Raw genomic sequence first — 20836 nt, forward strand, 5'->3', positions numbered from 1 at the left:
GGCGAGCGAAGCCAGGGCGGCGGCGAGGCCGGTGGAGGGATCGGAAACGATCATCTCGGCAATCCTTTGCGTACGAGGGTGCGCGACCCCGGGCCGCGCAGCCTTTTCCTATAGCACAGGCCATCGTCGGCTCAAAACGCCAGGCGCCCGTTTGCAGCTGGCCATCACGCGCGGGACACGCCATGGAACGTCGTGGTGGGACGCTTCCCGCCCCGTCACGGCGCCAGCCCGCGGCTTCAGGGGTCGCATCGGTCGCGGCGCTGAATGCGGCGGCGCCCACGCGATCGGGCTGCATGGCCTGAAGCGTCCCGGCCGGGTGGGCCGCCGGCGGTGTCGGCCGCCTGCCGGGCGGTCCGGCCCCTGCGGGACATGGGTCGCGCCGCTCCGAACCCGGCCGTCGCGACATGCCGACCGCAGCCCTCGCCGCGATGCACGCAAGGCACGGGCGACGCGAGTGCTCGACGATCGGACCACGTCGTACCGGACGGCGTTGAATCGAAGACGCGGACGTCCCGGTCCGACACGTGCCGGTGCGACCCCGGCGTCGCGTGGCATGACCGATCACGAGGATTGTGTAGCCTTGGCGCATGACCTCTCCCAAGACCGATCCAGGTGCGGGCACGCCCGCCGATGCGCCCCTGCGCGACCCGCACTTCGCCGACACCGATACCCTGCTGCGCGACGAGGTGCGCCGGCTCGGCACGCTGGTCGGCGAGATGCTGGCCGACCAGGGCTCCCCCGCGCTGCTCGACGAAGTCGAAGCGGTGCGTCGTGCGGCGATCGCGCGGCGCGAGTCGGGCTTGCCGGTGGATGAGCTGGCGGAGCAACTCGCACGGATTCCGCTCGAGGACGCCGAAGCGCTGGTGCGTGCGTTCGCCGCGTACTTCGGTGCGATCAACCTGGCCGAGCGCGTCCACCGCATCCGGCGCCGTCGCGATTACCAGCGCGAGGAGGGCGCGCCGCAGCCGGGCGGGCTGCAGGCGGTGCTGGCCGGACTGCAGCGCGACGGCGTGGGGTTCGACGACGTCGCGGCGTTGTTGCCGCGGTTGCGCATCGAGCCGGTGTTCACCGCGCATCCGACCGAAGCGATGCGGCGTGCGCTGCTGGAAAAGGAGCGCGACATCGTCGCCAGGCTGGTCGCCGATATCGACCGCGGCCGCACGCCGGACGAACGCGCCGTCGACGTGGCGCGCATCCGGCAGGCGCTGACCGCCGCCTGGCAGACCTCGGAGGCACCGCCCACGCGCCCGACGGTGATCGACGAGATGGAGCATGTCGGCTTCTATCTCGGCGACGTGCTCTACCGCGTCCTGCCGACGTATTACCGGGTGTTCGCCGAAGCGCTGTCGGCGGTCTACGGCGAGTCCGCAGAAGGACTCGATGCGTTGCCGGTGCTGCTGCAGTTCGGCACCTGGGTCGGCGGCGACATGGACGGCAATCCGAATGTCGGCGCGGAGACCATCCGTGCCACGCTCGCCGCGCAGCGTGCGCAGGTGGTGACGCACTATCGCCAGGATCTGGGCAAGCTGATGACGGTGCTCACCCAGACCGCGGACCGGGCCGGCATCGATCCCGCGGTCGGCGAGCGGCTGGAGGCGTACCGCGCGCTGCTGCCCGAGGCGGCCGCGCGCCTGAAGCCCCGCCAGGCCGACATGGTCTATCGGCAGTTGCTCGACATGATGCGCGCACGCCTGCAGGCGACCGCGGATGCGGACGCCGGCGGTTACGCCGACGCCGGCGCGCTGCTGGCCGACCTCGACCTGATCGCCGCCAGCCTGCGCGCCCACCGCGGCGATCACGCAGGCCTGCATGCGCTCGACCGGGTACGGATACGCGTGCGCACCTTCGGTTTCCATCTCGCCAAACTCGATCTGCGCCAGGATTCGGCGGTGCACGACGCCGCCCTCGGGCAACTGCTCGACGACGACGCCTGGGCCGAACGGCCGCTCGACGCACGGCTGGCGGATCTGCATCGCTGGCTCGACGGCGCGCCGCCCGACACCGCGCCGGACGACACCACCCAGCGCACCCTCGCCGTCTTCGCCGAGGTGCGCGAAGCGCGCGCGCGTTACGGCGAACACGCCTTCGGACCCTACATCGTGAGCATGAGCCGCACCGCCGCCGATGCGCTGGCGGTCCTCGCGCTCGCGCGGCTGGCGGGCTGCGTGGAAGACGATGCGGTGCCGCTGGATGTCGCCCCCCTGTTCGAGACCGTGGACGATCTGCAGGCGGCCCCCGGCGTGATGCGCTCGCTGTTCGACGATCCGGTCTACCGTGCGCACCTGGCCGCGCGCGGCGACCGCCAGACGGTGATGCTGGGGTACTCCGACAGCACCAAGGACGGCGGCGTGCTCGCGTCGCGCTGGGCCCTGCAGCGCACCCAGGTGGAACTGACCGCGCTGGCGAAGGAGGCCGGCGTGCGCATCGTGTTCTTCCACGGCCGCGGTGGTTCGGTCAGTCGTGGCGGCGGCAAGACCGAGCGCGCGATCATCGCCGCGCCGCGCGGCTCGATCGACGGCAGTTTGCGGGTCACCGAACAGGGCGAGGTGATCCACCGCAAGTACGGCATCCGTGCGCTCGCGCTGCGCAATCTCGAACAGACCACCGGCGCGGTGTTGCGCGCGACCCTGCGCCCGCGAGAGGCGGATGCGCGCGAAGACGACTGGCGCGCGCGCATGGGCGAACTGGCGCAGTGGTCCCGCAGCCGCTATCGCGGGCTGGTCCACGAGCATCCGGACTTCGTGGCCTACTTTCGCCAGGCCACACCGATCGACGTGATCGAGAGGCTGCAGATCGGTTCGCGCCCGTCGCGTCGTCGCGAGGGCGGGGTCGGCAACCTGCGGGCGATTCCCTGGGTGTTCGCGTGGTCGCAGAACCGCTCGGGTCTCACCGGCTGGTACGGCGTCGGCACCGCGCTGGCGCGCGGGGTCGAGGCCTGGGGCCTGGATGCGTTGCAGGCGATGGCGCGCGACTGGCCGTTCTTCGCCGCGACCCTCGACGATCTCGAAATGCTGCTTGCCAAATCCGATCTCGACATCTTCGAGCGCTATTCGCGCCTGGCCGGCGATCTGCACGCGCCGTTCTTCGACGACATCGCCGGCGAGTTCGCGCGCACCCGCGATGCGATCCTCGCGATCAAGGACCGCGAGCGGATCCTGGCCGACGATTACCGTCTGCGCCTGTCGATCCGGCTGCGCAATCCCTACGTCGATCCGATCAGCCTGCTGCAGGTGGAACTGCTGCGGCGCTGGCGCGCCGAAGACAGCCCGGACGGCGAGCATCTGCGTGCGTTGATCGCCACCGTCAACGGGATCAGCGCAGGCATCCAGAACACCGGCTGAGAGGCGGCCGTCCCGGTTGCGGCGACGGCGCCGACAAGTTCCGCATCGGCCGGGGGCGTTCGACCGGGCACGTTGGTCCGCGCGCGATGCGCACGCCGCGTCCGCCGTGGGCGTGCGGGCACCTCGGGCCGAGGACGCTGGGCGAAGGGAGGCCGCCCGCAGCGAGCGGCCGCGTGCGCGTCGCCGTCGTGTTCCGGTCGCCATCGGGATGGAAGCGATCCGGCCCTGGCACGGAACGCCATGGGCGTCGGCGTGCGTCGGGTGCGCGAGGCACTCCACCCGAGCTCGGCGGATGCCGCAGCGCAGCATCCGGAGATCACGAAGGATGATCCAAAGAATAATTATTCATTACTTGTTCTGATCGAAATCCTCTCGTTAGAGTCGGCTCGACTTCGGACATCGCGCGACACGGTCCACGCAGAAGGCAGGCCGCGCGACGCCACGGGCTTCGACACCGGGAGGGGTGCCATGAACGCCATCGATGCTGCTCCGGCGGCGTTGCCGTCCATCGACAGTGCCGCGGACCTGTTCGTGCGTAGCCTGGCCGAGGCGGGCGTGCGCTACTTCTTCGCCAACGGCGGCACGGACTTTCCGCCGATCGCCGAGGCCTTCGCCCGCGCCGGCGTCGAAGGCGTGGCGACACCGCTTCCGATGGTGATCCCGCACGAGAACGTCGCGGTGGCGATGGCGCACGGCAGCTACATGATCGACGGGCAGCCGCAGGCGGTGATGGTGCATGTCAACGTCGGCACGGCGAACACCGTCAACGCGGTGCTCGATGCCAGCCGCGACCAGACGCCGGTGCTGCTGTTCGCCGGCCGCTCGCCGTACAGCGAACGCGGCCGCGCCGGGACCCGGACCCGCTACATCCACTGGGCGCAGGAGATGTTCGACCAGGCCGGGATGCTGCGCGAGGCGGTGAAATGGGATTACGAGCTGCACCTGCCCGAGCAGGCCGGCGACATCGTGCGCCGAGCGATGCAGGTGGCCATGACCTCGCCACGCGGCCCGACCTACGTGACCCTGCCGCGCGACGTCCTGGCCGAGTCCGCGGGCGAGCGGATCGCCGTGCCGGGGCCCCTGCAGCCACCGGCTGCGCCACGCCCGGATCCGGGCGATCTTGATCGCCTCGCCGGCTGGCTGCGCAACGCGCGGCGGCCGCTGATCGTCACGGCCAGCGCGGGTCGCACCGCCGAAGGCTTCGACGCGCTGTCGCACTTCGCGCAGACGCATGCGATCCCGGTGGCGGTGTTCCATCCGCGGTTCCAGAACATCTCCGCGGACCACCCGATGTTCGCCGGCTACGATCCTGCACCGTTGATCGCCGAGGCGGACCTCATCGTCTCGCTGGAGTGCGACGTGCCCTGGGTGCCGGCGGTGCAGGCGCCGCCGGCCGACTGCCGGGTGGCGCATCTGGGCGAGGATCCGGTGTACGCGCGTTACCCGATGCGCAGCTTCCGGACCGATGTCGCCCTGACCGGCACGGTGGACACCCTGCTCGATGCGCTGGACGCGCGGATCCGCGCGGCGGGTGGTATCGAAGCTGATCGCCTGGAGTACCGGCGCGGCGCCGCGGCCGCTCGCGGCCAGCGCCTGCGCGAGGAATGGGCCGCTGCCGCGCGCCGTCCGGACGGTGCGATCACCCCGGAATGGATCAGCGCCTGCCTCCATGCGGCCGTCGGCGACGACGCCATCATCGTCAACGAGTACCCGTTGCGGCAGCCGCAATGTCCGCAGACGCAGCCGGGCACCTACTTCGGCCTGAGCCCCGCCGGCGGCCTCGGCTGGGGGTTGGGTGCGGCACTCGGCGCCAAGCTCGCCGCGCCGGACCGGCTCGTGGTCGCCACGCTCGGCGACGGCGCCTACATGTTCGCCAACCCCACCGCCTGCCACTGGGTGGGCGAGGCACACCGCCTGCCGGTGCTGACGGTGATCTTCAACAACGCGCTCTACGGCGCGGTACGCAATTCCACACGTGCGATGTACCGCGACGGACACGCCGCGCGGGATGCGCACCGGATGCTGGCCGAGCTGTCGCCGTCGCCGCGGTTCGAGCACGCGGTCGAAGCCAGTGGCGGGCTCGGCATCCGGGTCGAGGCCGCGGATGCGCTGCCGGAGGCGTTGGCGCATGCGGTCGCTGCCGTCCGCGGCGGGCGTCAGGCGCTGGTGAACGTGGTCTGCGACTACTGAGCGCGCCGGCCACCGGCACGCCGCCCATCCGGTTTAGCCGTCGCTCCGACGGCCGCCATCAATCTCCACGCAACGGGCCGAAGAGTCCGCCAGTGCCCTCGGGAGGGGTCGAACGATGAACCGATGCAAGCCCGCGTCATCCATGCTGCACGCACTGCCCGATTCGGGAGACGGCCGCCGTGTCTGAGCCGAACAATCTCATCGTCCTGGCCGCGACCGTGGCCTATATGGTCGCGCTGAGCCTGATCAGCGTGTACGCGCTGCGCTACTCGCGCAGCGCCTCGTCCTACACCTCCGGCACCGGCCACGGCGGCAAGGCGATCCCCGCGTTCCTGATCGGCCTGCTGCTGATGTCCGAGTTCATCGGCACCACCGCCAGCGTGGGCACCGCGCAGTATGGCTACCAGTTCGGCATCTCGGCCGGCTGGAACGTGGCGGTGCTCGGCATCGGCTTCCTGGTGTTCTCGTTCCTGCTGGCGCGCAAGTACAAGGAGCTCGGCGAGAACACCATCTCCGGTGTGCTGTCGAGCGTGTACGGTCCGCGGGTGAAGGTCGCCACCTCGGTGATCATGATCTTCGCGCTGCAGATCGTGGCCGTGTCCACCTTGGCCAGCGCAAGCGCGGTGCTGGCGCCGCTGCTGGAGATCGACCGCCAGCTGGCGATCGTCGTGGTCGGCGTACTGGCCTCGCTGTACGTGGGCATCGGCGGCATGCGTTCGGTGATCTACACCAACGTGATCCACGGGGTGGTGATCATCGGTGGCATCTTCCTGGCGATGTCGTTCGGCCTGGTCCAGGTCGGCGGCCTGTCCGGACTCAACGCGGCGGTGCCGCCCGAGTTCTGGTCGCTGACGAACGTGGGCTGGTCGCAGATCATCGCGTGGCTGGTGGCCGGTGCGGGCGCGACGTTCGCCACCCAGTACGTGATCCAGGCCATCGCCACCGTCGAGGACGGCAACAAGGCGCGGGTGGCGACGATCTGGTCGTCGGTGATGCTGATTCCCCTGGGCTTCGCCGCGGCGATGATCGGCGTGATCGCCAGCGTGCTGTACCCCGGCATCGAATCGCTGCAGGCATTCCCCACCCTGATCGGCGACATGAACACGTTCCTGGCGTCGCTGGTCGTGGCCGGCCTCGCCGCCGCCGCCTTCGGCACCATCTCGGCCCTGAACATCGGCAGCGCCACGCTGATGCTCAAGGACTTCTACATGCCGATGACCGGCCGCACCGCGGCCGACCCGAAGTCGTTGCGGTTCGTGCGGGTGATGACGGTGATGGTCGGCCTGATCCCGCTGCTGCTGGCGCTGGTCGCAGCCGACGTGGTCAAGGTGACCTTCCTGGCCAAGGCGCTGCGCGCGGCACTGGCGGTGCTGGTGTTCATGGCGTTCTATTCGCCGCGCTTCGGCACCCGCACCGGCGCCATCGTCAGCATCGGTCTGGCCCTGGTGGGCACCATCGGCTGGTTCCTGGCGGGCAATCCCTGGGGTATCGACAACGCCTACGTGGCGCTGTGCGTGCCGCTGGTGGTGATGACCATCAGCCACCTGTTCCGCGGCGCGCAGGCCGACGCCGTACCGGCTGCCGGAAGCGGTGGCGGCGTGAGTGGACCGGGAGCACGATGAGCCACGCCCACGCGACTGCTGTATCCGACGGCGCCGCGCTCCCGCGCGGCGCCGCCTGGACCGGCCGCGCGCTGCCGCGTGTGGAGGACGCCGCGCTGCTGACCGGGCGCGGCCGCTACTTCGACGACATCGGCACGCCGCCCGGCACCCTGCACGCGGCGATCGCCCGCTCGCCGCACGGCCATGCGCGCATCGTGCGCATCGACGCGGCGAAGGCGCGCGCGCTGCCGGGGGTGGCGGCGGTGCTGACCGGCGACGACATCCAGGCGCTGACCACCAGCCTTGTGGTCGGGGTGAAGGCGCCGATCCAATGCTGGCCGATCGCCACCGACCGGGTGCGTTACGTCGGCGAGCCGGTGGCGGTCGTGGTCGCGCGCGACCGCTATCTGGCCGAGGACGCGCTGGACCTGATCGAGATCGAGTACGAGGCGCTCGACGCCGTGGTCGATCCGCAGGCCGCGGTCGCCGCCGGCGCGCCGGTGCTGCACGACGGCCTCGGTGGCAACCTCGCCAGCGAGCGCAGCTTCCGCTACGGCGATCCCGAGACGGCGTTCGCCGAGGCCGCACACCGGGTGGCGGTGGATGTGCGCTACCCGCGCAACAGTTGCACGCCGATCGAATGCTACGGCGTACTGGCGGAATACGATCCCGGCCTCGACGGCTACGACGTACTCGCCAACTTCCAGGGGCCCTTCAGCATCCACGCGGTGATCTCGCGCGCGCTGAAGGTGCCGGGCAACCGCCTGCGCCTGCGTACGCCGCCGGAGTCCGGCGGCAGCTACGGCGTCAAGCAGGGCATCTTCCCCTACATCGTGCTGATCGCGGCCGCCGCACGCGTGGCAGGTGCGCCGGTGAAGTGGTTGGAGGACCGGCTGGAGCATCTGTCGGCGTCGGTGTGCGCGACCAACCGCGATACCCGGCTGGAGGCCGCGGTCGATGCCGACGGCCGCGTGCGCGCGCTGGCCTGGGACCAACTGGAGGATTGCGGCGCGCATCTGCGCGCGCCGGAGCCGGCCACGCTGTACCGCATGCACGGCAACATGACCGGCGCCTACGCGATCGAGCACGTGTCGATCCGCAATCGCGTCGTGCTCACCAACAAGATGCCGACCGGCCTCAACCGCGGCTTCGGCGGGCCGCAGGTGTACTTCGCCCTGGAGCGGTTGATGCAGCGCATCGCGATCGAGCTCGGTCTCGATCCGCTCGAGGTTATCCGCCGCAACCTGGTGCCGGCCGACGCCTTCCCCTATCGCACCGCCACCGGTGCGCTGCTCGATTCGGGCGATTACGCCACCGCGGTGACGCGCGCGGTCGAGGAGGGCGGCCTGGCGGACCTGATCGCCCGTCGCGACGCCGCGCGCGCTGAGGGTCGCCACTACGGCATCGGCTTCACCGCCGCGGTCGAGCCCAGCGTCTCCAACATGGGTTACATCACCGCGGTGCTCACCCCCGAGCAGCGCGCCAAGGCCGGGCCGAAGAACGGCGCGCAATCCACCGCCACCATCCAGATCGATGCGGTGGGGTCGGTGAGCGTGCACATCGCCTCGGTGCCGCAGGGTCAGGGTCACCGCACGGTGATCGCCCAGGTCGTGGCGGACGCGTTCGGGTTGACGCCGGCCGACATCCGCGTGGTCGCCGAGATGGACACCGCGCGCGACGCCTGGTCGATCGCTTCGGGCAATTACTCCAGCCGCTTCGCCGCGGCCGTGGCCGGTGCCGCGCACATCGCCGCGACCCGGCTACGGGAGAAACTGGCGAAGATCGCCGCGGTGCAGTTGAAGTGCGACGCGGCCGAGGTCGAGTTCACCGAGGGCACCCTGTGCGTACGTGGCGGCGATGCGAAGCCGCTGCCGTTCGCGCGCGTCGCCTCCAGCAGTCACTGGGCGCCGGGCACGCTGCCGGACGATGTGGACCATGCGATTCGCGAGACCGCCTTCTGGACCCCGCCGCAGCTGACCGCGCCGACCGCGGCCGACGAGGTCAACAGCTCGCTGTGTCACGGTTTCATCTTCGACTTCTGCGGCGTGGAGATCGATCCGGTCACCGCCGAGGTGCGCATCGACAAGTACGTGACCATGCACGACTGCGGCCGGATCCTGCATCCGGGCATGGTCGAAGGTCAGGTCAACGGCGGTTACGCGCATGCGGTGGGCGCGGCCTTGTACGAGGAACACAGCTACGGCGCCGATGGCAGTTTCCTGTCGGGCACGTTCGCCGATTACCTGGTGCCGACTGCGATGGAGGTGACGCCGCCGCTGATCCTGCACCACGAGACGCCGTCGCCGTTCACCCCGCTCGGCGCCAAGGGCGTGGGCGAGGGCAACTGCATGTCCACACCGGTCTGCCTGGCCAACGCCGTGGCCGACGCGTTGGGCGTAGCCGACATCGCGCTGCCGCTGGTGCCGGCCAGGCTCGCGCCGTATCTGCACGGCGACGAGCCTGCGCCATTGAAGGCGCCGGCGAAGAAGGCGCCGGCGGCGAAGCCCGGCGAACGCCTGCTGACCGGCGAGGGCGTGGCGAAGGTGGCTGCGTCGCGCCAGCAGGTCTGGGACATGCTGCTCGATCCGGACACGCTGGCCTCGGTGATCCCGGGTGCGCACGGCATCGAGAAGCCCTCGCCGACCGAGTTCACCGCCGATGTCACCCTCGGCATCGGCCCGGTCAAGGGCCGCTACAAGGCGAAGGTCGGCCTGCACGATCTGCACGAACCCGAATCGCTGACCCTCAAGGGCACCACCACCGGCGCGCTGGGCTTCGGCAACGGCGAGGGCGCGGTGACCCTGGTCGAGCCGACCCCGGGCCACACCGAGATCCACTATCGCTACCAGGTCGCCATCGGCGGCAAGGTCGCCTCGATCGGCGGCCGTCTGCTCGACGGCGCGGCGAAGGTGGTGATCGGCCAATTGTTCGACGGCCTCGCCGCCAAGGCCGGCGGCGGTGGCGGCATCGGCACCTGGTTCCGGCGCCTGCTGCGCCGGTTCGGAGTGGGCGCATGAAGCCGGCACCGTTCGATTACGTGCGCGCGACCCATCCGGACGAGGTGCTCGCACACCTGCACGAGGCCGGTGATCAGGCGCGCATCCTGGCCGGCGGCCAGTCGCTGGTGCCGATGCTCAACATGCGCCTGGCCAAGCCGGCGGTGCTGGTGGACGTGATGCACGTGGACGCGTTGTCGCGGATCGAGCACACGGACGACGGCATCCGGGTCGGCGCCGGCGTGCGGCAGGCGAAGCTGTTGAGCTGGACCGCGCGCGATCCGCGGCTGCCGCTGCTGGCGCGTGCGTTGCCGTGGGTGGGACATGCGCAGACCCGCAACCGCGGCACCGTGGTCGGTTCGATCGCCCATGCCGACCCCAGCGCCGAGCAGCCGCTGTGCCTGCTCACCCTGGGCGGCACGTTGCAACTGCGTCACCGCAAGAAGGCGCGTTCGATTCCCGCCTCGGAGTTCTTCGTCGGCATGATGGCGACCGCCCGCGGCGACACCGAGCTGATCGAGTCGGTCACGTTCCCGGTCGCGCAACCCGGTACCGGATACGCGTTCAACGAAGTCGGCCGCCGCCACGGCGATTTCGCCATCGTCGCCTGCGCCGCCGTCGCGTCCGCCGAAGGCGTGCGCCTGGGCATCGGTGGCGTGGCCGATATCCCCACGGTGCGCGCATTGCCGCTTCCCGGCGCATCGGACTTCGACGATGCGCTCAACCAGTACGCCTGGGACCTGGACGCCCGCGACGACCTGCACGCCACCGCGCGCTACCGCCGCGAGCTGGTTCGCCGGCTCGGGCGCCAGACCATCGAGGAGGCCTTGCGATGCAGAAGCTGAGCGCCGGTCGCCGCCATGCGGTGACCCTGACCCTCAACGGACGCGAGGTCCGCGGCGAGGCCGAGCCGCGCATGTTGCTGTCGGACTTCCTGCGTCACGAACTCGCCGCGACCGGCACCCACGTCGGCTGCGAGCACGGTGTGTGCGGCGCCTGCACCGTGGTCATCGACGGGGCCCCCGCACGCGCCTGCCTGGCGCTGGCGGTGCAGACCGACGGCGCCGAGGTGCGCACCGTCGAAGGCCTGTCGCCCGACGGCGGTCGCACGCTGTCCGTGCTCCAGGAAAGCTTCCGCGAGCACCACGGTCTGCAGTGCGGGTTCTGCACGCCCGGGATCCTGATGTCGCTCGACAGCTTCCTGCGCGAACAGCCCGACGCCGACGAGGACGCGTTGAAAGACATGCTGTCCGGCCATCTCTGCCGCTGTACCGGTTACATCACCATCATCAAGGCCGCCGTGCACGCGCAGCGCCGGCTGAAGGAGGAACGCGCGCATGCTTGATCTGGGAACCAGTTTCCTCGCCGCCGTCGAGCGCGATCCCGACGCCCTGGCGATCGTGGACGGCGACACCCGCCTGACCTACGCGGCGTGGTACCACGCGATCTCGTCGGTGGTCGCCGGCCTGGACGCGGCCGGCGTGCAGCGCGGCGATCATGTGGTCGGCGTGCTGCGCAACCGCTGGGAGGCGGCGACGCTGCACTGGGCCTGTCAGTTCGCTGGCGTGATCCTGGTGCCCTTGAACTGGCGCGCCACCGCGGAGGACGTCGCCTTCTGCGTGCACGATGCAGAGGCCACGGTGATCGTGTACGAGGACGCGCCGGCCAAGGCGATCGCGGCCGCGGGTCTGGACGAGGCGGTGCTGCACGTCACGCTCGACACCGACCGCGCCGGTGCGCAGCGCTTCGCCGACTGGCTCGCGCTGGACGCCGCGCCGGCGCAGCCGCGCGCGGCCGCCGACGCCTGGTCGCTGATGCTCTACACCTCGGGCACCACGTCCAAGCCCAAGGGCGTGCCGCGCCGCCAGCATGCCGAGCGCGCCGCGGCCGTCGCCCACATCGCCCAGAACCGCTACGGCAACGGCGCGCGCACCCTGGGGGTCATGCCGCTGTACCACACGATGGGCGTACGTTCGCTGCTGGCCTGCACGCTGCTCAACGGCACCTTCGTGTGCCTGCCGAAATTCGACGCCGCCGAGGCGTTGCGGTTGATCGCCGCCGAGCGCATCGACAACCTCTATCTCGTGCCGACGCTCTATCACGACCTGCTGCACCACCCGGACTTCGCCGCCACCGACGTGTCGTCGGTGCGCACGCTGGGCTTCGCCGGCGCGTCGATGACCGACGGTCTGCTGCAGAAACTGCAGGCGGCGTTCGCGCCGGACCTGTTCGTCAACCACTACGGCTCGTCGGAGATCTACACCTTCACCATCGAGGACGACGCGCCGTCGAAGCCGGGCAGCGCCGGGCGTTCCGGGCTCAACCAGATGGTACGGGTGGTGCCGCTCGATGCGACCGACGGCCACACGCGCGCCGCGGCGAACGAGGAGGGCCAGATCGTCGCCCTGCTGGCGGGCGACGAGTCCTTCGAGGGCTATTGGCGGCGTCCGGATGCCGACGCCAAATCGCTGCGCGGCGGCTGGTACTTCACCGGCGACACCGGCTATGTCGACGACGACGGCGACCTGTTCGTCACCGGTCGCGTCGACGACATGATCATCTCCGGCGGCGAGAACGTCTCGCCGGTGGAGATCGAGAGCCACCTGTCGCTGCATCCCCAGGTCGACGAGGTCGCCGTGGTCGGCTTGCCCGACGAGCGCTGGGGCCGCGTGGTCACCGCGTTCGTGCGCCGCAGCGGGCCGGTCACCGAGGACGAGCTCGACGCCTGGTGCCGGGACTCGAAGCTCGCCAACTTCAAGCGTCCGCGCCGGTTCGTCTTCGTCGAGGAAATCCCGAAATCACCGGTCGGCAAGTTGCTGCGGCGCAAGCTGACCGCCGGCGAGTACACCGCGGTGTCCTGACCGGGCGCCGCACCCCTTCACGTTCCACGGTCCAAGCATCTCTCACACAAGGCAGTTTCCCCATGTCCCAGAACACCGAACAGTTCGACGGCTTCCGCGTCGAGATCGATCCCGAGACGCAGCGCGGCGACATCGTGCTCGCGCGTGCGCCGTTCAACACCATCAGCATGGACCAGCGCGACGCGCTGCGGCTGGCGTTCGAGCGCCTGGACGACGACGACCGCGTGCGCGTGATCGTGATCCGCGCCGACGGTGAGCATTTCTCCTCCGGCGGCTTCATCAAGGGCTTCATGGAGGCCTCGCCCGAGCACGTTTCGCATCTGGCCTGGAACGTCGCCGCGCCGGCGCGCGCGAAGAAGCCGGTGATCGCCGCCAACCGCGGCTACACCTTCGGCGTCGGTTTCGAGATCTCGCTGGCCTGCGATTTCCGCATCGTCTCCGAGACCTGCGAGTACGCGCTGCCGGAGCAGAAGCTCGGCCAGATCCCCGGTTCCGGCGGCTCGGCGCGGCTGCAGAAGATCGTCGGCATCACCCGCACCAAGGACATCGTGATGCGCTCCAAGCGGATCAAGGCGCAGCAGGCCTACGACTGGGGCATCGCCACCGAGCTGGTGGCCGACACCGAGCTCGAGGCCGCCACCGCGGCGCTGGTGAAGGAACTGGTGGCGTTCTCGCCGCTGGCCCAGCGCACCGCCAAGAAGCTGCTCAACGACACCGAGGACGCCAGCCTGTCGATCGCCATCGAGCTCGAGGGCCATTGCTACAGCCGCCTGCGCAGCTCCGAGGATTTCCGTGAGGGCGTGGAGGCCTTCCACGCCAAGCGCAAGCCGACCTTCACCGGCCGCTGAGCCGGTGAACGCGCCCGGTTCGGATCGGCCACCCTGCGCCGCGCACGGCTCGGCGCGGCGGAGAGGCGGACGTGCGTCCCCGGCCTCAGCCGGCGCCGGCGTGCCGGCGCGGGCCCGGCCGAAGCCCGGCCGACCCAGTCGAGTGCGGCCTGGGCACAGGCTCCCGATGCGAGGCGGGCTGTCGACGGCGCTGCGCAGGACGTGGAGGGCGGTGGAATGAGCATCGGCGTCCGCGGTATCGGCGGGGTCGCGTTCGACGACGGCGTGTTCGACGATGTGATCGTCGGCGGTGGCTCGGCCGGTTGCGTACTGGCCGCCCGGCTGTCGGCCGATCCGGCACGACGCGTACTGCTGTTGGAAGCGGGTATCGACACGCCGCCGGGGGCGGTGCCCGAGGCGCTGCTCGACAGCTATCCGATGGCGCTGTTCCATGGCGACCGTTACGTCTGGCCGGGGCTGTCGGCGGCGACCACCCGTACCGCCGGCGGGCGCGTGCTGTCGCGCGCCTACGAACAGGCCCGGGTGATGGGCGGTGGCTCCAGCATCAATGTGCAGGCGGCCAATCGCGGCCTGCCGCGCGACTACGACGAGTGGGCGGTGCTCGGCGCGCACGGCTGGGGCTGGGCGGACGTGCTGCCGTACTTCCGTCGGCTCGAGTGCGACCTGGATTGCGACGGCCCGCTGCACGGACGCGACGGTCCGATCCCGATCCGCCGCATCGGCACCGAGGCGATGCCCCCGTTCGGACGCGCGGTCGCCACGGCGTTCGCCGCCGAAGGGCTGACGCTGCGGCCCGACCAGAACGGCGACTTCGAGGACGGTCTGTTTCCGCCGGCGTTCTCCAACCGCGACGACCGCCGGGTGTCCACCGCCACCGGTTATCTCGATGCGCACGTGCGTGCGCGTCGCAATCTCGAGATCCGTGCCGGCGCTCGCGTGATCGGCCTGTGCCGGGCCGGGGCCGCGATCACCGGTGTGGTCGTGGCGCACGACGGCGCGCAGCAGACGATCCGCGCGCGGCGCACGCTGCTGACGGCCGGTGCGCTGCAGACGCCGGCGCTGCTGATGCGCGCCGGCATCGGCCCGGGTGCGGCGCTGGCGGCGCTGGGCATCGAGGTGGTCGCCGACCGCGGCGGGGTCGGCCGCAATCTCCACGACCATCCGGCGCTGACGTTGTGCCAGTACCTGCCGCGTTCGCTCCGGCTACCGGCGGACTACCGGCGCGCGAGTTTCGTGGCGATGCGCTACAGCTCGGGGGTCGCCGGCGGCTCGACGTCGGACATGTACGCCACGGCGTCGGCGCGTGCGGGCTGGCACGCGCTGGGGCGGCGGTTGGGGCTGTACTTCCTGTGGTGCAACCGGCCGCATTCGTCCGGCCGGCTGCGGTTGCGGTCGCCATCGCCGGACGATCTGCCGGATGTGGACCTGGGCTTGCTCAACGATCCGGTCGATCTGGCGCGGATGATGGACGGCGCGCGTCGGCTGGCGCGGCTGGTGGTGTGCGAGGCACTCAATCCCGATCCCGACGACCTGTTCCCGGCAGGCTTCACGCCGGCGATCCGCCGGTTGAGCGCGGTGTCACGGCGCAATGCGGCGTTGACGGCGGTGCTGGGCGCGATGCTCGACGTGCCGGCCGGGTTGCGGCACCGGGTGTTGCGGCAGGTGATGAACGGTGGGCGTTCGCTGGCGTCGGTGCTGGCCGACGATGCGCAGCTGGAGGCATTCGTGCGCGCGAACGTGTTCGGGGTGTGGCACGCCAGCGGAACGTGCCGCATGGGCGACCCGCGCGATCCGCACGCGGTGGTGGACCCGACCGGGCGGGTGATCGGGGTGGAGAACCTCTACGTCGCCGACGCCTCGGTGATGCCGCGGCTGCCCACGGCCAACACCAACATCCCGGTGATCATGATCGCGGAGAAGATCGCGGACGGGTTGTTGCGGGATCACGGTTGATCCGGCCTCCTCTCGAAAGCAGAAGCAAGATCAAGAGCAGCGGATGCTGTGTTTTCTTCGGACAGAAGCGGCGCCATGGCCCGGTTGCGGCGACGCTCCTTCCGGAGCCAGCATACTTTCCGCTTCCGCTCTAACTGCTGGTCTCGTGGGAAACAAGCGCTCGCCTTCAACAACGCCGAAGCACTAACCCGCCGCCGGTTCCCGCCAGCGCTTCACCGTGCCCGCGTCGATGTCGAACAGGTCCAGCACCCGGCCGACCGTGTGTTCCACCATCGCCTCGATCGAGTCCGGGCGCGCGTAGAACGCCGGCACCGGTGGCGCGATGATCGCGCCCATTTCCGACAGTTGCGTCATGCTGCGCAGGTGGCCGGTGTGCAGTGGTGTCTCGCGCACCATCAGCACCAGCCGCCGACGCTCCTTGAGCACCACGTCCGCCGCGCGCGTGAGCAGGCTCGACGTCACCCCGGTCGCGATCTCCGCCATGGAGCGCATCGAGCACGGCGCCACCACCATCCCGCGTGTGCGAAACGACCCCGACGAAATCCCCGCCGCGATGTCGTGCGGCGGATGCACCACGCTGGCCAGCGCCTTGACCTCGGCGATCTTCAGGTCGGTTTCGTGGGCGATGGTGATTTCGGCGGACTTGGACATCACCAGGTGCGTGGGGATGCCGAGATCGCGCAGCAGTTCCAGCATGCGCACCCCGTAGATCACCCCGCTGGCGCCGGACATTCCCACGATCAAAGGTGGGTTGTCGCGCGGGTGGCTCGGCTCGGATCGCATCGTCGGGTCTCCGTCGCCCATCAACCGGCCGCGCCGAGCACGCCCGGCGCCTGGTAGATGTGCTTGAGTTCGGTGAAGTCGGCCAGCGCGTCGTAGCCGTGCAGACGGCCCAGCCCGCTCTGGCGGTAGCCGCCGGTCTCGACCTCGGGCAACAGGCGGTTGTGGGCGTTGATCCACACCGTGCCGTTGCGCAGTGCGCGCGCGACACGCTGCGCCGTGGCCCCGTCGCGCGTCCACACACTGGCCGACAGGCCGAACACCGTGTGATTGGCGCGCGCCACCGCCTCGGCTTCGTCCTCGAACGGTTCCAGCACCACGAACGGCCCGAAGATCTCGTCCTGCACGAAGTCCGCGGCGCTGTCGCGGTGATAGACCAGCGACGGCGTCAGGAACGCGCCGTCGGCCAGCGCGCCGCCGGGTACCTCGCCGCGCAGCAGCACTTCGTCCGCACTGTCGAACGCGCGGGCGATGCGCGCGGCGACCTGGTCGCGCGCGGACGTGTCGATCAGCGGCCCCATGCCCGTCGTGGGGTCGAGCCCCGGCCCCACCTTCAGCGCCTGCAGTGCCGCGGTGAGCGCCCGCTTCATCGCGTCGAGCCGGCTCGCGTGCACCAGTACGCGACGTGCGGCGGTGCATTGCTGACCGGAGATGATCGTCGCCGCGGCGGCCAGTTGCGGCGCCACCGCGTCGATGTCGGCGTCGGCGAACACCAGGCAGGCCGAGTTGCCGCCCAGCTCCAGCGACAGCTTCTTCATGCTGTCGGCGGCGTCGCGCATGATCGTCTTGCCGACTGCGGTGGAGCCGGTGAAGCAGATCGCGTCCACGTCGTGCGAGGTCGCCAGCAGCGACGCGCCGGCGTGCCCGGCCTCGGAGAACACGTTCACCGCGCCGGCCGGCAACTGCGGATGGGTCAGCAACGGGGCCAGCAGGGCGGCGTTGAACAGCGTGGTCTGCGCTGCGGGTTTGACCACCACCGTGCAGCCCGCGGCGAGCGCCGGGCCGAGCGCGCGCGCCAGCAGCACCGCCGGCGCGTTCCACGGCACGATGATGCCGGCGACGCCGGCCGGCTCGCGCAGGACCGTCGACAGCACGCCGGGCTCGGGTTCGAGGACGTGGCCGGGGATGTGGCGGGCGAGGCCGGCGTAGTACTCGATCTCGGAAATGGTGGCGGCGATCTCGCCGCGCGCCTGCGCGACGACCTTGCCGTTGTCGCGGGTGAGCAGTTCCGCCAGCGACCCGGCCTGCGCCTGCAGCGCCGCGGCCCAGTCGAGCAGGACGCGCTGGCGCAGGCGCGGCGAGGCGGCCCACAGCCCATGGTCGAACGCGCGGCGCGCAGCGGCGATGGCGGCACCGGCCTCGGTCGCGCCGCCGTCGGCGAAACGGCCCAGCACGGCGCCGGTGGCGGGATCGAGACTGGTCAGGTCGGGCGTGCCGACAGCGGCACCGTCGATCCAGTGCTGCGCGTCGTGCGGAACGGGAGAAGCGTTCACGGCCATGCGGTCCTGTGCCTGCGACGCGCTGCTCCGGAGGACGATGCGGCACGGATGCCCATCGCAGACGGCCGAGGCCGTCCGCCCGCGCCTCCCGGACCGGCGCGCCTCTTCTGCGGAGGGTCGACGGCGGCGCACCCGCGGACGGTGCGCCCTCGACGGCACGCTAGCGCGGCCAAGGTATCAAGTCGAATAATCAGTCTTTATTTTTTCGATCATTGATTCTGATGATCTTCGGCGCCAGCGCCTCGCGTGCGACGTTCAACGCTTCGCGCAGCCGCTCGATCAGCAGCAGTGCCGCCGGCCCGGGCGGATGCCGCGCCTGGTGCACCACCACCAGATGGCGGGCGATGCGCGAGCGGCCGATCGCATGCGCCACCAGGCTGCCGTCGAGCAACTGCCGATGCACGGCGATGCTGGGCAGCACCGTGAACCAGTCGCTGCGCGCCACCAGGTCGGCGATGGAGTCGGTGGAGTCGAGCTCCAGGCGCGGGGCGAGGTCGGCCGCCAGGCCGGCCATGTGGCGGTCGAGCTCGGCGCGCAGGCCGTGGCGCTTGGACGGCAGCACCAGTTTCAGCTGGGCCGCGTCGGACAGCGACCGCACCGGCGGCGGCTGGTTGCCGCGCGCGGCCACCAGCACCATCTCCTCCTCCAGCAGCGGAATCGACTCCAGTCCCAGCCGCCGGGCGGGCCGGTTGATCACCGCCAGATCGAGCTTGCCGGTGTTGACCCACTCGATGAAGGTCTGCGAATAGCCGTCGGCAATCGAGATCTCCACGTCGGGATAGTCGCGCGCGAAATCGATCAGCACGCTCGGGATCACGCTGCGGGTGACCGAGGACAGCACGCCCATGGCCACCTGCCCGGAGATCGTGCCCGACAGGTTGGCCATGTGCGCCATCGCCGCGGCGAGATCGCGCTGGATCGGCACCACCAGCCGGTGCAGCGTGCGTCCGGCCGAGGTGGGCACCATGCGTTTGGGCGTGCGCTCGAACAGCTTCTGCTCGAGCTCGCGTTCGAGCTTGGCGATCTGCATCGACAGCGCCGGCTGCACCACGTTCATGCGTTGCGCGGCACGGGTGACGCTGCCTTCCTCGTACAGGGCGAGGAAGTAATTGATCTGTCGCAGGTCCATCGGTCGTCCCTCCACGACGCGGGTCATGCTTCATTCGATCTGATCGATCATATCTAAATTCATTATTTGGATTTATCGCGAGACTGGGGGACGCTCGGTCCACAACGACAAGAAACACCGGGAAGTCCCCCACGCGACGCCGCGCCGCCGGCCCATCGTCGCCCTGCTTCCCGTGCACGACACCGCCGTCCGCGCGCCACGGTCCACATGCACGCCGGCCACGGTGACAACACGAACGATCATCCGTTCCCGTGGAGGGGAAAAATGACCGAACCCACGCCGCCGCCGGCTGCGCCGGCGGACGATGCCGCGCCGATTCCGCCGCGCAAGGTCCTCACCGCCGCCTTCGCCTCGACCTTCGGTTGGGCGCTGGACCTGTTCGACCTGTTCATCCTGCTGTACGTGGCGCCGATCGTGGCGCGCCTGTTCTTTCCCTCCGATTCGCCCACGCTGTCGCTGGCGGCGGTCTACGCGTCGTTCGCGGTGGCGTTGCTGGTGCGCCCGATCGGCTCGGCGATCTTCGGCGTCTACGCCGACCGCCACGGCCGGCGCAAGGCGTTGATGGTGTCGATGGTCGGCGTCGGCCTGGCCACCGCCGCGTTCGGCGCGCTGCCGACCATCGCCCAGATCGGCGTGGTCGCACCGCTGCTGTTCCTGATCCTGCGCGTGGTGCAGGGCATCTTCGTCGGCGGCATCGTCGCCTCCACCCACACCATCGGCACCGAGTCGGTGCCGCCGCGCTACCGCGGGCTGATGTCGGGCATGGTCGGCGGCGCCGGTGCGGGCATCGGCGCGCTGCTGGCGTCGCTCGCCTACTTCGTGCTGTCGAACGTGTTCCCCGGCGAGCAGTTCGACGTCTGGGGCTGGCGCTTCATGTTCTTCTGCGGGCTCATCAGCACGGTGTTCGGGCTGGTGATGTTCAAGTATCTGGAGGAGACCCCGGTCTGGCAGAAGCTGCAGGCGGCCAAGGCCGCGGGCAAGGTGGCCCCGGTGGCGTCGCCGCTGCGCCGGCTGTTCGGCCAGGAATACCGCAAGATCATGTCGGTCAATCTGCTGATCACCTTCGGCGGCGGCGCGACGTACTACATCGCCTCCGGCTACCTGCCGACCCTGCTCAACATGGTGGCCGAGGTGCCGCACGGCGAGACCTCGAAGATCCTGATGTACGGCTCGCTGGCCACCATCGTCAGCTCGCTGTTCTTCGGCTGGCTGGCCGATGCGCTCGGCCGCAGGCCGGCGTTCGCGATCGCCGGCGTGGCCGCGTTGGTGGGTCTGCCGTCGATGTACCTGGCGATCGCCGCGACCACGTCGCTGGTGGCGATCACCTGGCTGGCGATCGGCATCGCCCTGGTCGCCGGTGCGGTGATCGCGCCGATCCTGATCTTCCTCAACGAGCGCTTCGCCACCGAGTTGCGTGCCAGCGGCACCGGCCTGTCGTGGAACATCGGCTTCGCCCTGGGCGGCACGATGCCGACCTTCGTCTCGCTGCTCAGCGCCACGCCCGCACAGATCCCGATGGTGCTGGCCGGCTTCGGCGCCGCGCTCGCGGTGATCTACCTGATCGGCGTGCTGGTGATCCCGGAGACGCGCGGCCGCGCGCTCTGAGCCACGCCCCGCCTCGTGCGCCGGCCGCCCGTG

General features: G+C 70.4%; 13 protein-coding genes. 10 read left to right on the forward strand and 3 right to left on the reverse strand.

What is annotated here, in order from left to right; translation table 11 throughout:
• The first annotated feature begins 587 nt into the window (after window positions 1–587).
• The 9 genes from ppc (at window position 588) to RG19_RS00060 (ending at window position 15790) form a co-directional block, all read left to right on the forward strand.
• Complete coding sequence (gene ppc / locus RG19_RS00020; RefSeq protein ID WP_082672374.1) at window positions 588–3341, forward strand: phosphoenolpyruvate carboxylase; 2754 nt, start codon at window positions 588–590, stop codon at window positions 3339–3341.
• Window positions 3342–3809: 468 nt separating this feature from the next.
• On the forward strand, window positions 3810–5531 hold the full coding sequence (locus RG19_RS00025; protein WP_058833476.1) for a thiamine pyrophosphate-requiring protein: 1722 nt from the start codon (window positions 3810–3812) through the stop codon (window positions 5529–5531).
• 179 nt (window positions 5532–5710) lie between these two features.
• On the forward strand, window positions 5711–7153 hold the full coding sequence (locus tag RG19_RS00030) for a sodium:solute symporter family protein (protein WP_202905293.1): 1443 nt from the start codon (window positions 5711–5713) through the stop codon (window positions 7151–7153).
• Complete coding sequence (locus tag RG19_RS00035) at window positions 7150–10149, forward strand: xanthine dehydrogenase family protein molybdopterin-binding subunit (protein WP_058833477.1); 3000 nt, start codon at window positions 7150–7152, stop codon at window positions 10147–10149. The genes RG19_RS00030 and RG19_RS00035 overlap by 4 nt, the downstream gene beginning before the upstream one ends.
• Window positions 10146–10973 (forward strand): FAD binding domain-containing protein, encoded by an 828-nt coding sequence (locus RG19_RS00040; protein WP_058833478.1) that lies wholly within the window; start codon window positions 10146–10148, stop codon window positions 10971–10973. Before RG19_RS00035 ends, RG19_RS00040 begins: the two co-directional genes overlap by 4 nt.
• On the forward strand, window positions 10961–11473 hold the full coding sequence (locus RG19_RS00045) for a (2Fe-2S)-binding protein (protein ID WP_058833479.1): 513 nt from the start codon (window positions 10961–10963) through the stop codon (window positions 11471–11473). The genes RG19_RS00040 and RG19_RS00045 overlap by 13 nt, the downstream gene beginning before the upstream one ends.
• Window positions 11466–12989 carry an AMP-binding protein gene (locus RG19_RS00050; protein WP_058833480.1) on the forward strand — a complete coding sequence of 508 codons (1524 nt, stop codon included), beginning with the start codon at window positions 11466–11468 and terminating at the stop codon, window positions 12987–12989. Before RG19_RS00045 ends, RG19_RS00050 begins: the two co-directional genes overlap by 8 nt.
• A gap of 62 nt (window positions 12990–13051) precedes the next feature.
• A complete protein-coding gene (locus tag RG19_RS00055) occupies window positions 13052–13837 on the forward strand; it encodes an enoyl-CoA hydratase/isomerase family protein (RefSeq protein ID WP_058833481.1) in 786 nt (261 codons plus the stop codon).
• Between the two features lie 216 nt (window positions 13838–14053).
• Window positions 14054–15790, forward strand: a complete 1737-nt coding sequence (locus RG19_RS00060) for a GMC family oxidoreductase (protein ID WP_058833482.1) — start codon at window positions 14054–14056, stop codon at window positions 15788–15790.
• A gap of 183 nt (window positions 15791–15973) precedes the next feature.
• On the opposite strand, the gene RG19_RS00065 is transcribed toward RG19_RS00060, so the two are convergent.
• The 3 genes from RG19_RS00065 to RG19_RS00075 form a co-directional block, all read right to left on the reverse strand.
• On the reverse strand, window positions 15974–16573 hold the full coding sequence (locus RG19_RS00065) for a UbiX family flavin prenyltransferase (RefSeq protein WP_058836306.1): 600 nt from the start codon (window positions 16571–16573) through the stop codon (window positions 15974–15976).
• A 20-nt stretch (window positions 16574–16593) separates the two neighbouring features.
• Entirely contained in the window at window positions 16594–18063 is a 1470-nt protein-coding gene (locus RG19_RS00070) for an aldehyde dehydrogenase family protein (RefSeq protein WP_202905294.1), read from the reverse strand.
• Between the two features lie 196 nt (window positions 18064–18259).
• Window positions 18260–19225, reverse strand: coding sequence for a LysR family transcriptional regulator (locus tag RG19_RS00075; RefSeq protein WP_202905295.1), 966 nt, complete (start codon window positions 19223–19225; stop codon window positions 18260–18262).
• Window positions 19226–19462: 237 nt separating this feature from the next.
• On the opposite strand from RG19_RS00075, the gene RG19_RS00080 reads away from it, so the two are divergent.
• Window positions 19463–20803 (forward strand): MFS transporter, encoded by a 1341-nt coding sequence (locus RG19_RS00080; RefSeq protein ID WP_058833484.1) that lies wholly within the window; start codon window positions 19463–19465, stop codon window positions 20801–20803.
• Window positions 20804–20836: the final 33 nt, after the last annotated feature.

Origin of the sequence: Luteimonas abyssi (genome assembly GCF_001482195.1) — a bacterium.
GTDB lineage: Bacteria > Pseudomonadota > Gammaproteobacteria > Xanthomonadales > Xanthomonadaceae > Luteimonas > Luteimonas abyssi.